General features: G+C 73.3%; 8 protein-coding genes. 3 read left to right on the top strand and 5 right to left on the bottom strand.

The annotated features are described in order from the left end of the window. Positions 1-41: 41 nt before the first annotated feature. Positions 42-2,042, bottom strand: coding sequence for a family 20 glycosylhydrolase (locus ACIA8L_RS30790; RefSeq protein ID WP_395910079.1), 2,001 nt, complete (start codon positions 2,040-2,042; stop codon positions 42-44). A gap of 146 nt (positions 2,043-2,188) precedes the next feature. Between ACIA8L_RS30790 and ACIA8L_RS30785 the strand changes: the two genes are divergently transcribed. The 3 genes from ACIA8L_RS30785 (at position 2,189) to ACIA8L_RS30775 (ending at position 4,829) form a co-directional block, all read left to right on the top strand. Next, entirely contained in the window at positions 2,189-2,794 is a 606-nt protein-coding gene (locus tag ACIA8L_RS30785; RefSeq protein WP_395910078.1) for a calcium-binding protein, read from the top strand. A gap of 171 nt (positions 2,795-2,965) precedes the next feature. Next, positions 2,966-3,499 (top strand): DUF3887 domain-containing protein, encoded by a 534-nt coding sequence (locus ACIA8L_RS30780; protein ID WP_395910077.1) that lies wholly within the window; start codon positions 2,966-2,968, stop codon positions 3,497-3,499. 40 nt (positions 3,500-3,539) lie between these two features. After that, the gene (locus ACIA8L_RS30775) at positions 3,540-4,829 is read left to right on the top strand and encodes a serine hydrolase (RefSeq protein ID WP_395910076.1); all 1,290 of its coding nucleotides are present in this window, start codon (positions 3,540-3,542) and stop codon (positions 4,827-4,829) included. A 5-nt stretch (positions 4,830-4,834) separates the two neighbouring features. Here ACIA8L_RS30775 and ACIA8L_RS30770 read toward each other — a convergent pair whose 3' ends face one another. The 4 genes from ACIA8L_RS30770 to ACIA8L_RS30755 are packed head-to-tail and all read right to left on the bottom strand — an operon-like array spanning position 4,835 to position 14,676. Next, positions 4,835-5,011, bottom strand: coding sequence for an MbtH family protein (locus tag ACIA8L_RS30770; RefSeq protein ID WP_395910075.1), 177 nt, complete (start codon positions 5,009-5,011; stop codon positions 4,835-4,837). Next, positions 5,001-10,262 carry an amino acid adenylation domain-containing protein gene (locus tag ACIA8L_RS30765; RefSeq protein ID WP_395910074.1) on the bottom strand — a complete coding sequence of 1,754 codons (5,262 nt, stop codon included), beginning with the start codon at positions 10,260-10,262 and terminating at the stop codon, positions 5,001-5,003. Before ACIA8L_RS30765 ends, ACIA8L_RS30770 begins: the two co-directional genes overlap by 11 nt. Then, positions 10,259-13,303 (bottom strand): amino acid adenylation domain-containing protein, encoded by a 3,045-nt coding sequence (locus ACIA8L_RS30760; RefSeq protein ID WP_395910073.1) that lies wholly within the window; start codon positions 13,301-13,303, stop codon positions 10,259-10,261. The genes ACIA8L_RS30765 and ACIA8L_RS30760 overlap by 4 nt, the downstream gene beginning before the upstream one ends. Then, a complete protein-coding gene (locus tag ACIA8L_RS30755) occupies positions 13,300-14,676 on the bottom strand; it encodes a condensation domain-containing protein (RefSeq protein WP_395910072.1) in 1,377 nt (458 codons plus the stop codon). The genes ACIA8L_RS30760 and ACIA8L_RS30755 overlap by 4 nt, the downstream gene beginning before the upstream one ends. Between the last annotated feature and the right edge of the window lie 173 nt (positions 14,677-14,849).

Here is a 14,849-nt window from a genome sequence, read left to right as displayed (position 1 = left end):
GCAGTCGAGTGTAGGACCCCTCCCGAACGGTGTGACCGGCGCTACCGGTTGAACTGCAGCCAGTTGAGGTTGACGAAGTCGGCGCCCGCGGTGCCGGTGAAGGTGAGGTAGAGCCGGTGCACGCCGGTGGCCGAGCCGGACAGGGTGGTGGTGCGGCCGGTCCAGCTCTGCCAGCCGCCGGTGGACGTGACCGGGACGCTGGCGATGATCGGGCCGGTGGCCGAGTCCAGCCGATATTGGACGGTACCGCTGGACGCGCCCGACGCCAGCCGGGTCGTGACCGAGGCCGGCGCGGCCGCGCCGAAGTCGAGATCGTAGGCGAGCGTGTCACCGGGCGTGATGTAGCCGACGTTCTGGCCGCCGCCGGTGTCGGTGGTCGCCTCGGTCTGCGTCCCGGTCTGCGCGTTGTAGCTCTCGGCCTGGATCTGGGTGTAGGCGCTGCGGGTCGCCGGCGGTGTGCCCCACGGGACCTGCGGCGAGCTGTAGAAGCTGATGCCCTGCACCGTCCAGCGCGGGCCCAGCGCGCCGAGCCGCACCTTGAACGTGTCCCAGCCGCGCGCCGACTGCGGCGACCAGGCCAGCTCCGCGAGGGCCGGCAGCCGCGGGAACGCCATGAACTCGATGTCGGCCAGCTTCGCGAGCGTCTCCGTCCACATCGGCGCCTCGACGCCGAGGATCGCGGTGGCCGGCACGCCGGTGAGGTAGGCGCCCGGGTCCCAGCTGTAGGCGGTCTGCACCTCGATCAGGCCGGCCCAGCTCTGGCCGAGCGGCGTCGAGTTCGTGTACTTCATGTCGAGGTAGGCCTTGTTCGCCGGCGACAGCAGGATCTTGTCGCCCTTGCTCACCGCGGCGCTCAGGTCGGCGTCCGATGTGGACGTCCCCCAGTACTGCGCGACCCGGTTCGCCGTGTGGTTGGCCTGCCCGATCTGGTGCCAGCCGATGACGGTCTTGCCGGCCGCGCCGACGAACGGCTGCACCCGGTTCATGAACGTGGTGTAGTCGGCCGCCGTCGTGCTCGACGCCTCGTCGCCGCCGACGTGCAGGTATGGCCCGGGGGTGATGGCGGCCAGCTCGTTGAGCACCTGCTGCACGAACGTGTAGGTGACCTCCTTGCCGACGCACAGCGAGCTGAAGCCGACGTTCGTGCCGGTGTACAGCGGCGGGGCCGTGTTGTTGCAGTTGAGCTGCGCGTAGGAGGCGAGCGCGGCGTTGGTGTGGCCCGGCATGTCGATCTCGGGCACGACGGTGATCTGGCGCGATGCCGCGTAGGCGACCAGGTCGGCGTACTGCGCCTTGGTGTAGTAGCCGCCCGCGCCGCCGCCGACCTGGGTGCTGCCACCCACGGTGGCCAGCTGCGGCCAGGCGTCGATCACGATGCGCCAGCCCTGGTCGTCGGCGAGGTGCAGATGCAGGACGTTGACTTTGTACTGTGCGATGTCGTCGATGTACCGCTTGACCGTGTCCGGTGCGAAGAAGTGCCGCGACACGTCCAGCATCGCGCCGCGGTACGCATACCGGGGGTAGTCGACGATCCGGCCACCGGTGAGCGTCCACGGTCCGCTCTGCGCGGTCCGCGCCTCGACCGCCGGCGGCAGCAGCTGCCGCAGCGTCTGCACCCCGTGGAACAGCCCGGCCGCGGTCTGCGCGCGCAGGGTGACGGCGGCGGCGGTCACGTCGAGCTGGTAGCCCTCGGCGCCCACGCTCGGGTCGGCCCCGGACAGCAGCAGGGCGATGCCGCTCGCCGGCGTGCCGGTCGTGGTGGACACCGGCAGGGCGTAGCCGGTCGACGGGCGGAGGATGCCGGCGAGGTAGGTGCCGACGTCGGTGGCGCCGGCCGCGGTCTGGATCGCGGCGTTCGACGGCAGCGTGTAGGTCACGCCGGCCGCGGGCTGCGCCGACACCGGGGCCGGCACGACGGCCGCGAGGCTCACCGCGGCGGCGGCCGGGGTGGCCGGCAGCAGCGCGGCCGCGCCGGCGGCGACGGTCGCGGCGGCCACGGCGGAGGCGAGCAGCAGGTGGCGAAGGGAACGGCGCACGGTCATCCTCCAGCGAAACTGTTAAGTTTCCTGCTAGTTTGACGGCACGCTATGTCTCCCCCGGGAAACTGTCAAGGGGGTCGTAATACGCAGACAAAGACCAGCGTCGCTGCTGTGCTGTGCCCATCCGGAATCCTTGGAGGAGCGCAGCCATGCAATCGACCATCAGCTCCACCCGGCGTCGCGCCGCAGTCGTCGTAGGGACCTGCCTCGCACTGCTCATCGCGCCGGCCGGGCGGGCCAATGCCACGGACCCCCTGAGCGCCAGAATGACGGACTGCTTCGGCAACACCCACTACGTGTGGGAGGTGACGTACGCGGTCAGCGGCGTCGAGACCTGGGGCACCAACGGCAGCGACGTCATCATCGGGACGAACGGGCCGGACGTCATCGACGGATTCGGCGCGAGCGACATCATCTGCGGCGGTGACGGCAACGACGAGATCCACGGCAACGCCGACGACGTCGAACAGGACCGGGACTACATCGACGGCGAGAACGGCAACGACACCATCTACGGCTGGGGTGGCGACGACGTCCTGCGGGGCGGGGCGATGGACGACACCATCTACGGCTGGACCGGCGACGACGAGATCCACGGCGGACCGGGCGACGACACCATCTACGCCGCCGACGGCCGCGACACGGTGCAGTGCGACAACGGCCAGGACTACGCCGACGGCGGCAACGACCACGACTCGTTCAGCGGCACCCCGGGCATCAACGGCGGCTGCGAGAACTACCCGAACTTCCCGTAGCCGCCGCCGCGCCACCGAATCGTGCCGCACGTATTAGGATTGCGTGCTATGTCGTGCCAGTACTGCGGCAAGCCGCTTCCGGAACGCTCCGGCCCCGGCCGTAGCCAGCAGTTTTGCAACTCCACCTGCCGCAGCGCGGCCCGCCGACGCCGGGCATCCGTCAAGTCAGACTTGACAGCACCGGCGGTCGGCGGGACCCTCGGGGCAGTAGGGGCGGCGCACCGGCAGGTGCTCGAGGCCCAGGAGTCGCTGCGGGCGGCGGTGGACCGGGCCCGGGCCGAGGGCCGCACGTGGCAGGAGATCGGAGAGGTCTTGGGCACGACGAAGCAGGCGGCGTTCCAGCGGTTCGGCCGGCCGGTCGACCCGCGCACCGGTGCGCCGATGGCCGACGGGCTGCTGCCGGACGCCGCCGACCGGGCCCTGGCCGCGCTCGGCGACATCGTGGCCACCCGCTTCGAGCGGGTCCGCGCGACCTTCGACGACGTCATGTCGCAGGCGATCGACACCGAGCAGCTGGCGTCGGTGTGGGCGATGGTCGTGGGCACCGCGGGCGCGTTCGAGCGGTTCGGCGATCCGGTCGTGCACCCCGCCGGTGACCTGAGCGTCGTCGACGTCCTGATGGAGTTCGAGGCCGGCCAGGCGACGGCCCAGGTCTCGTTCCGCGGTGACGGCCGGGTCGCCGGCCTCTACATCCGCCCGTGCTGACCACGTCCACATCCGTTCGCTGACCGCATCGGGGGATCTCATGCTTCGCCGCATCGCCACCGCCGCCGCGCTCGCCGTGCTGCTGCTCGGCCTGGTCGCCGCCCCGGCGGCCGCGGGCACGACGCCCGCCGCCCAGTTCGCCTGGCTCGTCGACGCCTCCGCCCGCCCGCCGGTGCCCGCCGTGGAGCTGCGGCAACACCTCGCCCCCGAGTTCCTGGCCGCGGTCGGCGACGCGGACGGGTTCAACACCGTCCTGGGCCAGGTCGGCCCGCTCACGCCGGGCGCGGTCGTCTACTCGACCGCCACCGAACTGCGCCAGGTCACCACCGGCCCCGGCGGGCCGCTGCTGGTCCGCATCGTCGTCGACCCGGCCGGTCTGGTCACCGGACTGCGGTTCACGCCGTACCTGCCGGCGCCGCGGTCATGGGACGCGCTGGACGACGCGGCCCGGGCCCTGGCCCCGCGGGTCTCCTTCGCCGCGGCCCGCATCACGCCGGCCGGCTGCACGCTCGTGCACGGCCTCGACCCGGCGACGGCCCGGCCGCTCGGCTCGGCGTTCAAGCTCTACGTGCTCGGCGCGCTCGCTCAGGCGGTGCACGACGGCCGCCTCACGTGGGACACGAAGCTGGCGCTGAACCCGGCCTGGAAGTCGCTGCCGTCCGGGGTACTGCAGGACCAGCCCGACGGCACCGTGTACACGCTCGAGCAGTACGCCGACTACATGATCTCCATCAGCGACAACACCGCCACCGACCACCTGATCCACCGGGTCGGCCGGGCCGAGGTGCAGCGGCAGTTCCGCCGGTTCGGCAACGACGCGCCCAACACGCCGGTCCTGACCACGCGCGAACTGTTCGCGCTGAAGAGCTGGCACTACCCGGCGGTCGCGACCGCGTACGCGAGCCTCCCGCCGGCCCTGCGGACGGTGACCCTGCCACTGCTGGATCAGGTGCCGCGGACCGACCTCGGGGCGTGGACGCAGCCGGAGATGATCGACGAGCTGGAGTGGTTCGGCTCGCCGATGGACATGTGCCGGGCCTTCGCGGGCCTGTGGGCCCAGCACGACTCCCACGTCGGCGCCGCACTGAGCATCAACGACGGCGGCCTGGGCCTCTCCCCCGCCGGCTACCCGACGGTATGGTTCAAGGGCGGCTCCGAGCCGGGCGTGCTCACACTCAACTACCTGGCCCAGGCGGCCGACGGCACCCTCGTGACCGCCAGCCTGATGCTGTCCGACCCGACCGCGCCCCTGCACGAGGCGGCCACGCTACCGGCCCTGGCCGTCCTCCGCGGCGCGATCCAGCTGACCACCGGAGCCGACCCGCAGTGACGAGCTCAGCGGGCGCTCAGGGGGCGCATGTCGGTCCAGACCTGGTCGATATGGTCCAGGCAGTCCTGGCGGGCACCGACGAAGCCCTCGGTGCGCCAGCCGGCCGGGGGCTCCTCCTCGATCGGCCAGACCGAGTACTGCTCCTCGTCGTTGACGACCACGGCGTAGCGGTCACGTTCCATCGTTGCTCCTGTTCGCGCGGGATCGGGCCAGGGTCTGCAGGCCTACGACGTCGTCCGGCGGGGCGTCGGGGACCTCGTCGTCGAAGCCGGCCAGGGTGCGGGTCCGCAACGCCACCGCTGCCACCGACGCTATCGCCGCGGCCAGGACGATGTACAGGAGTGCGATGCCGCGGCCCGGGCCCACGCCGATCACCTCGCCCACAGTGCCGGACAACGGGCCGGCCGGGGACAGGAGTGGCTCGGCCACCGGGACCAGGAGTGGGGCCAGGACCGCCTGGCCGATCGGCATCGTCGACAGCGCGATCACCATGTTGAGCGCGATCACGCGCGCGTGCAGGCGCTGCGGCACCTTGGTCTGGATGATGGTCAGCCAGATGCCGTTGATGACGGCCAACGACATTGACATGACCAGGGCGCCGGCGGCGATCACCGCGACGCTCGCGTGCAACGCCGCGATCAGGCCGCCGGCCGCGAACGCGAACGTTGTCAGGAGCATGCCGCGCATCCGCCGGTGCGCCGGGCCGCCCCAGACGGTCATCACCAGGCCGCCCAGCACCGCACCCGCCCCGCCGGCCAGGGAGACCCGCGCCACCGAGGACAGCGGTGCGAACGCCAGGACCAGCGGGGAGAGCAGCAGGAACAGCGGGGCCAGGAACAGGTTGAACGCGGCGAAGAACAACACCATCGCCCGGATGCCGCGGTGGCGCACCGTGTAGCGCAGGCCGCCCGCGATCTCGGCGGTGAGCGTTTCGCGGCGGCGGCGGGCCATCGTGTCCGGGAAGCGGATCAGGATGAGCACGACGATGATGAACAGGTAGCTGGCCAGGTCGACCAGCAGGATGCCGCCCAGGCCGATCGTGGCCACCAGGCCGACCGCGACCAGCGGCACCAGGAAGCTCGCGATGCCGCCGCCCAGCTGCAGGATGCCGCCGGCGTGGCCCAGGTATCGCTTCGGCACCAGCTGCGGCACGGCGGACAGGTAGGCGATGCGCTGGAAGGTCAGCGCGACGGACAGCCAGGCGGTGAACACGTACACATGCCAGGGCTGCAGCGTGCCGGTGAAGAACAGCGCGGCGAACGCGGCGATCGCGGCCAGAGCGGCGGCGTCACCGGCGAGCATGGCCCGGCGGCGGGAGGTGCGGTCGATGATCGCGCCGGCGATGGGGGCGGCCAGGATGCCGGGGACCTGGCCCATGACGGCGAACAGCGCGAAGCGGATCAGCGACCCGGTGTCGAGATACACCCAGAGGGGTACCGCGAACGCCGTCAACGCCGAGCCGGTGCTGGACACGACCTGCCCGGCCGCGACCGTAAGGAACCGCCGCAGGCCGGCCTCGCGCACGGGCTCCACCGTGGACACCCGCAACGGACCGGTCAGAATCCCGGCCAGCTCGGCGGCGCGGAACTTCATGAAGTAGTGGCCGGCCTCGTCCAGGACGACCAGGCCGGTGGCGGCACTCAGGAAGGCCCATTCACGGTACCGCTCCTGGTAGTACTCGGTGCCGGGGTCGCGCTCCCCCACCACCGAGACGACCGGCGCCCGCAGTGGCGTGACCCGGCTGTGCAGCAGCTCGGTGAAGTAGTCCTCGGCCGCCTCGGCGTCGTGGCGCATCGCCCGCACCAGGAACCGCCGCTGGTCATCGTCGAGCGCGCCGATGTCGGCGCCCATGCCCTGCAGCCAGTTGGCGTACACCCGGTCGCCGCGCAGCCGTTCCCGCCACCGCAGCCGGGTGAGCCGGCCCAGGACGCCGCCGGTGGGGCGGGCGAACGGGAAGATGCCGCCGAGGTACAGCGCGTCCAGGTCCCGGCCCGCGGCCTCGAGCTGCCGGGCGATCTCGACGGCGAGGGCGCCGCCGGGGCCGCAGTGGCCGTAGACGACGAGCGGCCCGGTGATGCCGGCCAGGATCTCCTCGACGCAGCGGCGGGCGGTGACCTCGATCGGCTCGCTCGCCTCCTCGAGGCCGATGTCGTGGCCGGGTACCGCGACCGCGTAGAGGCTGTGCCCGTCGGGCATCGCGTCGGCGAGGGGCTGGAACACGACCGCGCTGGCGCCGCCGTAGGGCACGCAGACGTATGAGCGGACCCGGGTGCCCGACGGCGGGCCGGTCAGCTCATGGAGCAGGCCGCTCGACCCGGTGGTGGCGGCCAGGTTGCGGACCGTGCGGGCCTGGAACAGGTCCATGACGCTGATCGGGTGACCGGCCGGCAGGACCCGGCGCAGCCGGGCAACGACCTGGGTGGCGAGCAGCGAGTGGCCGCCGAGGTCGAAGAAGTCGTCGTGCGCGCCGACCCGCTCGACCTTCAGCACCTCGGCCCAGACCGCGGCGATGGCGGTCTCGACCGGGCCCTCCGGCGACTCGCAGTCTCCGGTGGCGGCCAAGCTCGGCGGGGCCGGCAGCGCGCGGCGGTCGATCTTGCCGTGGTCCTGGAGCGGCAGCCGGTCGAGCCAGACGTACCGGTTGGGGATCATGTACTCCGGCAGCGTCTCGGCGAGGGTCCGGCGCAGCTCGGCCGGGGTGGGCTCCGGCGCGTCCGGGCGCCGCTGGAGGTAGCCGACGAGCAGGTCGCCGCGCACGTCGGCCGCGGCCGCGCCGACGCCCGGAACCCGAGCGAGGGCGGCCTCGACGTCGCCGAGCTCGACCCGGTAGCCGCGCAGCTTCACCTGGCCGTCGCGGCGGCCGAGGAACTCGAGGGTGCCGTCGGGGCGCCAGCGGCCGAGGTCGCCGGTGGCGTACATGCGGGCGCCGGGAGTCGCGGCGTACGGGTCGGGCCGGAAACGCGATGCGGTCAGGCCGGGCTGGTTGAGGTACCCCCGCGCCAAACGGTCGCCGCCGAGGTGGATCTCGCCGCAGACGCCCTCCGGGACCGGGCGGTGCCGCTCGTCGAGGACGTAGACGCGGGCGTGGCCGAGGGGCACGCCGATCGGGGTGGTGCCGGGGCCGCCGTCGGCCGCGGTGACCTCGTAGGTGGTGACGCCGACGGTCGCCTCAGTGGGGCCGTAGTGGTTGAACACCTTGGCCGGGCCGGCGGCGAGGCCGGCGGCCCAGTCCAGCCGCGACGCCTCGCCGCCCAGGATCAGCGCCTTGCGCGGCATGAGGTCCGCGACCGGCACCTCGCCGGCGAGGGCGGCGAGGTGCGACGGGGTCATCTTCAGGTAGTCGATGGCGTCGGCGCGGATGCGATCGGCCAGCTCAGCGCCGGTACCGCGGCGCGGTATCAGGTGGACGGTGCCGCCGGTGGCCAGGGCCAGGTAGAAGACGGTGACGGCGAAGTCGAACGACAGGGACTGCAGCAGCGCCCAGTTGCTGCCGGGGACGATGTCGAAGCGGTCCTTGACGTCGGCGAGGTAGTTGAGGACCTGGCGGTGGGCGACGGCCACGCCCTTCGGGCGGCCGGTGGAGCCGGAGGTGTAGATGACGTAGGCGAGGTCGTCGGGGTGGGCGCCGGACCGCACCGGGGTGTCGTCGTCGGCGTCCGGCAGGTCGCCGTCGATGACCAGGGCCGGGCGGGCGTCGTCGAGCATGAGCTGCCGGCGGGCCGGGGGCAGCTCCGGGTCGAGCGGGATGTAGGCGGCGCCGGCGCGCAGGACGCCGAGCAGGACGACGGCGAGTTGCGGAGACTGTTCGAGACAGACGCCGACGAGGTCGCCGCGGCCGATGCCCCGCTTGTGCAGCCAGTTGGCCACACGAGTCGAACCGAGGTCCAGGTCGCCGTACGTCAGCGTGTCGACGGCACGCACTCCGGGCGAAATGCCGGAAATAACGGCATCCAGCGTTGCGGCCTGAGGGCCACAAACCCGAGAAGCCACCCCGCGGGCAAGGACCAAGTCGCGCTCCGATCGGTCCATCAGGTCCAGCGCGGACAGCGGGGCATCGGGGCGGGCGACGGCGGCGGCCAGGAGGCGGTGGTACTGGTGGGCCAGGCGGGCTATCGAGTGCTCGTCGAACAGTTCGGTGCGGTAGCCGAAAACGCCCCAGAGGCCGTCGTCGCGCTCGTCGACATACAGGGAGAGGTCCTGGCGGGTGCTGGTGATCGACAGGCCGTAGCGCAGGGCGGTCAAGCCGTCGGGCCAGGCGCCGGCCGCCCCCTCCGAGTTGTGCATCGCGAACAGCACCTGGAACAGCGGCGACCGGCTGGTGTCGCGGGCCACGTGCAGCTCCTGCACCAGGCGCTCGAACGGGACCTCCTGATGACTCAGCGCGGCCAGGACCCGGTCCCGGGTCTGGGCGACGAGCTCGGCGAACGTCATCCCGGGCTCGATGCCGGCCGGGAACGTGAGCATGTTGACGAACAGCCCGACGAGCGGCTCCAGCTCGGGCCGGACGCGGCCGGCGACCGGGGAGCCGACGGCGAAGTCGCGCCCGCCGGTGACCCGGTGCAGCAGCGCGTGCAGACCGGCGAGCAGCGTCATGAACATGGTGGCGCCGTGGCGGCGGCCGAGCATGCGCAACGCGTCGGCGAGCTCGTCGGAGAAGCGGAGCTTGAACCCGGCGCCGTCCGGGGACTGGTGGGCCGGGCGGGGGCGGTCGGTCGGCAGCTCCAGGGGCGCGACGCCGGCCAAAGCCTGGCGCCAGTAGGCGAGGTCACGCTCGGCGGCCGGGCCGGCCAGACGCTCGCGCTGCCAGGCGGCGTAGTCGCCGTACCGCAGCGGCGGGGGCTCCGGTGCCGGGGCCAGGCCGAGGCGGGCCGCGTAGAGGCGGGCCCAGTCACCGAGGAGGACGGGGCGCGACCAGCCGTCGCTGATGATGTGGTGCATGGCCAGGTGCAGGACGTGGTCGTCCGGGCCGATCTCGACGACCATCGCGCGCAGCAGCGGGGCCCGGGTCAGGTCGAACGGGCCGGAGTCGGCGGTGGTGCGGGTCCGCGCCCAGCCGAGGACGTCGGGGCCGGCGTCGGGCTCTGGCCGTACCACCGAACAAGGAATCGTGGCGTGCGCGGCGATGCGCACCTGTGGTGTGCCGTCCTCCGCCGCCGGGAAGTAGGTCCGCAGGCTGTCGTGGCGGGCGGTGAGGTCGTCGAGCGCGGCCCGCAGCGCGTCGAGGTCGAGGCGGCCCTGGAGGCGGACGGCGGCCCGCATGACATACGCGGTGGTACCGCCGGCGAGCTGCTCCATGAACCAGAGCCGCTCCTGGGCGAAGGACGGCGGCGGGTCCACACCGTCGGGAAGGCGCGGGATGGCGGGCTCGGGCGCGGCCGCGGCGGCCTTGCGCAGGCGCTGGGAGATGAGCGCGGCCCGCGTCTCCGGGGTCACGCGGACGCCTCGACGTCGCCGACGAAGAGGTCAGCGGCGATCAGGTCCTCGACGGCCGTGGCGAACCGCTCCACAGTGGAGTGCAGGAACAGGATGCGGATCGGGACGTCGAGCTCGAGGGCGGCGGCGAGGCGGGACACGACGCGGGTGGCGAGCAGCGAGTGCCCGCCGATGTCGAAGAAGTCGTCGAGGGCGCCGATCCGGTCGCGGCCCAGCACCTCGGCCCACACCCCGGCGATGACCTCCTCGGCCTCGGTGCGGGGCTCGACGTACTCGCGGGGGTCCAGGTCGCCGGCCGAGATCGCGGGGAGGCGGCGGCGGTCGACCTTGCCCGCGGTGTTGAGCGGCAGCCCCGGCAGGACGACGACCTGCGCGGGCACCATGTAGCCGGGCAGGACCTCGGCCAGGTGCGTGCGCAGCGCCCGGCCCTGCGGCTCGCGGCCGGGCTTGGCGGTGACGTAGGCGGCGAGCAGCGCGTCGGGGCCGTCGGACGTGGTGATGACGGCGGCCTGGTGGACGTCCGGGTGCTCGCCGAGGCGGGCCTCGATCTCGCCGAGCTCGATGCGGTGCCCGCGCAGCTTCACCTGGGCGTCGAACCGGCCCAGGAACTCCAGGCGCCGGTCGGGCCGCCACCGGACGCGGTCGCCGGTGCGGTAGACGCGGGCGCCGGGCGGGCCGTAGGGGTCGGGCACGAACCGGTCGGCGGTGAGGCCCGGGCGGCCGAGGTACCCCCACGCGACCCCGTCCCCGCCGATGACCAGCTCGCCGGGGACGCCGACCGGCACCGGCCGCAGCCGCGCGTCGACGACGTGCAGGCGGGTGTTGCCGATCGCCTCCCCCAGGGCGATGTCGCGCACCGGCTCGGGCAGGTCGGCGAGGCTCGACCAGATCGTCGTCTCCGTCGGACCGTACACATTGCACAGTCGCCGGACCCGCGGCCGCAGCTCCCGGGCCAGCCGGGGCGGGAGCGCCTCACCGCCGGTCAGCGCGGTCACGGCGGGGGCGTTGAACCCGGCGTCGAGCAGCATCCGCCAGCCGGACGGGGTCGCCTGCACGTGGGTGACGCCCGTGGCCGCGATCCGCCGGACGATGGCGACGCCGTCGCGGCCCTCGTCGTCGGGGACGAGGACGAGCCGCCCGCCGGTGACCAGCGGCAGGTACAGCTCGAGGCCGCTGATGTCGAAGGACAGCGAGGTCAGGCCGAGCCAGGCGTCGCCGGCGCCGGAGCCGAGCGCGTCCCGCAGCGACAGCAGCAGGTTGGTCAGCGCCCGGTGCGGCACGCCGACGCCTTTGGGACGACCGGTGCTGCCCGAGGTGTACAGCACGTAGGCGAGCGACTCCGGCCGGGCCTCGCCGGCCACGTTGCCCGCGGGTCCTGGCAACGTGGCCAGGTCGTCGATCACCGTGACGACCCCCGCGTCCGCGCACAGCCACTCCCGCCGGGCCGGGGGCAGTGCGGCGTCGAGGGGCAGGTAGGCGGCGCCGCGGTGCCAGATGGCCAGGAGCGTCGCGACGAGGTCCGGCGTGCGGGGCAGGGCGACGCCGACGATGTCCCCGGGCCGCACGTCGAGGTTCGCGGCGATCCGCCGGGCCCGCCGATCGAGCTCCGCGTAGGTGACGTCGTCGACGGCGAGGGCGTCCGGCGCGGCCGCGACCCGGGCCGCGAACAGGTCCAGCACCGTCCCGGTGTAGGTGCGCCGGGGCCCGATGCCGCGGGTGACCGCCAGTCGCCGCGCGGCCGCGTCCTCCAGCGGCAGGTCGTCGATCGGGCAGTGCGGGTCGGCGGCCACGGCCCGCAGCAGCGTCTCGAACCGGCGCAGCAGCTCCGACACGGTGCCGGCGGTGAAGAGCCCGCTGTCGTACCGCACCCGCAGTGTCAGCCCGGCGGTGCGCACGGACACGTCGACGACGAGGTCGTAGAGGCTCTGCGGCGCGCCGATCTCGAAGCTCTCGCCGGTCAGGCCGGGCAGGACGTCGTGGCGGGCGCTCTGCTGCGAGTGCAGGACGAGCATCGTGGAGAACAGCGGCGTCCGGCTGACATCGCGGGCGACGTCGAGCTCGCCGACGAGCCGCTCGAACGGGATGTCCTGGTGCGCGTACGCCTCCAGAGCCGCGGTCCGGGTCCGGCGCAGCAGCTCGGCGAAGGTCGGGTCGCCGGACAGGGAGCCGCGCAGGACGAGGGTGTTGACGAACGAGCCGATGATCGGCTCGAGCTCGGGGCGGCCGCGCCCGGCGCTGGCGGTGCCGACGGACACGTCGTCCTGTCCGGCGTGCCGGCCGAGCAGCACCTGGTAGGCGGCGAGCAGGAGCATGAACAGGGTGCTGCGCTGGGCCCGGGCCAGCCGTTCGAGGCGGCCGGTCAGCTCGGCGTCGAGCTCGTGCCGGACCCGCTCGCTGCGCGGCAGTTTGAACGGCGGCCGCGGGAGGTCGGTGGGCAGGGCCAGGGCGGGGGCGCCGGCGAGCTTGTCGCGCCAGTAGGCGAGCGCCTCCTCGGCCTTCTCGGCGGGCTGGTCGGCCTGCTCGCGGACGTGATCGGCCCAGCCGACCGGCAGGGGGCCGAGGCTCGCGGGGTCGGCGTAGGCCGGCCCGAGGTCCTGGACGAGCAGCGACTGGGAGCTGCCGTCGAAGACGATGTGGTGGGCCACGACGAGCAGGACGTGGTCGTCGTCGGCCAGCGCCACGAGCGTGGCCCGGATCAGCGGCCCGCGGGCCAGGTCGAAGCCGCCGTCGAACAGCTGCCGGCCGAGCTCCCGGGCCCGCTCCGCGCGCAGCGGCGCCGGCTCGCCGGTCAGGTCGGCGCGCTCCAGCCGGAACTCGCCCGGGTCGGCGATGACCTGGACCGGCCGGCCGTCGCGCTCGGGAAACGTGGCCCGCAGCGCCTCGTGCCGGGCGCACACGGCGGTGAACGCCCGCTGCAGCGCGGCCGGGTCGAGGTGGCCGCGCAGCCGCCGGGACAGGACCACGTTGTTGGGCTGACCGGGGTCGAACCGGTCCAGGAACCACATCCGCTCCTGCGCCGGGGTCAGCGGGATCTCGATCATCGTTGCGGCTCCAGGTGTTCGGGCTTCCACGGCCAGGGCACGTCCCGGAAGGCGGCCGCGACGAGCAGCCGCTCCAGTTCGCGCAGGAAGCGCTCGGCCTCGATCGGTGGCAGGTGGGCGGTGTCGCCGGTCAGGGCGATGCCCAGGCCGCCGGGCGCGTCGAAGATCTGGACGCGGACGCGCCAGAAGAAGTGGTCGAACTCGTCGGTGACCGTGCACGTGGACGGGGCTTCGCGCAGGTCCCGCTCGGTCGTGGCCGGGGTGTGCGGTGCGGCGTCCGGTGCGAGCCGGATGTCGTTGAAGTAGCAGTGCGGGTTGACCCCGGTCCGGTACGGGAAGCCGGCGCGGTCGAACGCCCGCTGGACGGCGGACGGGTCGTAGTGCGCGTGCCGGTAGCCGCGCACGGCGGCCGGCCACACGCGGGCGACGAGCCCGTCGAAGCCGGGCCGGCCGGTGGCGTCGGCGACGACGAGCGCGATCTGGTTGAGCTTGGCCACCGCGTGCTCGTAGTCGTCGAGCACCCGGTTGGCCGCCATCACGTGGAGTCCGGCCACATCCGCGCCGGAGCGCACGGACATGACGGCGGCGACGGCCGCGAGCAGGACGGCCGAGGTGGTGACCCGGCACCGGCGGGCGGCCAGGGCCACGGCCGGCCCGGTGGCGGCCGAGACGAGTTCGGTGCGGCGGAACCGGGGCGAGGCCGGCTCGGCCAGCCGCGGGAGCGTGTCGTGGGGCAGGCGGCCGAAGCCGTCGAGCCAGTAGGCGACGGCCCGCTCGGAGCGGTACCGCTCGGGCCCGTCCTCGCGGCGGGCGATGTCGACGGACTGCGGCCCGGGCGGACTCGCCAATTGACCGCGGACGATGAGCAGGCGCAGTTCCCGCAGCAGCAGTTCGATCGCGCGGAAGTCGACGGTCGTGTGGCTGAACACGACCACGACATAGCTTTTTTCAGTGCTTGTATCGAGCACAAGAGCGAATCGCTGCGGCAGTTCCGCGGCGTGGTCGAACGGCTCGGCCGCGAGTCGCCGGGCGACGGTCTCGGCTTCGGCGGCGGCATTACCGGATTCGGCGTCATACATCAGAACGGGCAATTCGCCGGACGCGGAGACGACCTGCCGGGGCTCGCCGTCGACGACCCGCAGGTGCGTGCGCAGCGAGCTGTGCCGGCTCACGAGCGCGCTGATGGCCCGTACGACGGCTTCGGGTGTGGCCCCGCGGCGCAGGGCCACGACCCGGCGCAGGCTGATCGTCGCCTGCTCGGGCCCGCGGCGCCGCAGCTCGGTCCACAGGGCCTGCTGGCCCCAGGTGAGCGGGGCCGGCGGCGCCGGGTCACCGGCGAACGCGGACATGGCGAAGCGCTCGCGCAGCAGCATCCCCCGCTCCGTTCCAATTGTCGAGTGTCAATGCAGTAGCGGCGATGCACCAGTAGTAGCGGCTAGGAAAGCGCATTCCTATGGTCCGTTCGGCTGATCCCCGGCCCCGCCATGAATGGGCCACACTTGCCTCGCCTTCGTCAGGGGAGACCGTTGTCGATGACTCGACCGCC

It is taken from the genome of Dactylosporangium sp. NPDC051541 (assembly GCF_044454505.1).
Lineage (GTDB): Bacteria > Actinomycetota > Actinomycetes > Mycobacteriales > Micromonosporaceae > Dactylosporangium.
This window is presented reverse-complemented; position numbering and strand designations above follow the sequence as displayed.

Excerpts from the sequence above, each read along its gene's own strand:
- ACIA8L_RS30755 (WP_395910072.1), bottom strand. The coding sequence starts at position 14,676 with ATGCTGCTGCGCGAGCGCTTCGCCATGTCCGCGTTCGCCGGTGACCCG.
- ACIA8L_RS30770 (WP_395910075.1), bottom strand. The coding sequence starts at position 5,011 with ATGGAACGTGACCGCTACGCCGTGGTCGTCAACGACGAGGAGCAGTAC.
- ACIA8L_RS30785 (WP_395910078.1), top strand. The coding sequence starts at position 2,189 with ATGCAATCGACCATCAGCTCCACCCGGCGTCGCGCCGCAGTCGTCGTA.
- ACIA8L_RS30775 (WP_395910076.1), top strand. The coding sequence starts at position 3,540 with ATGCTTCGCCGCATCGCCACCGCCGCCGCGCTCGCCGTGCTGCTGCTC.
- ACIA8L_RS30760 (WP_395910073.1), bottom strand. The coding sequence starts at position 13,303 with ATGATCGAGATCCCGCTGACCCCGGCGCAGGAGCGGATGTGGTTCCTG.
- ACIA8L_RS30790 (WP_395910079.1), bottom strand. The coding sequence starts at position 2,042 with ATGACCGTGCGCCGTTCCCTTCGCCACCTGCTGCTCGCCTCCGCCGTG.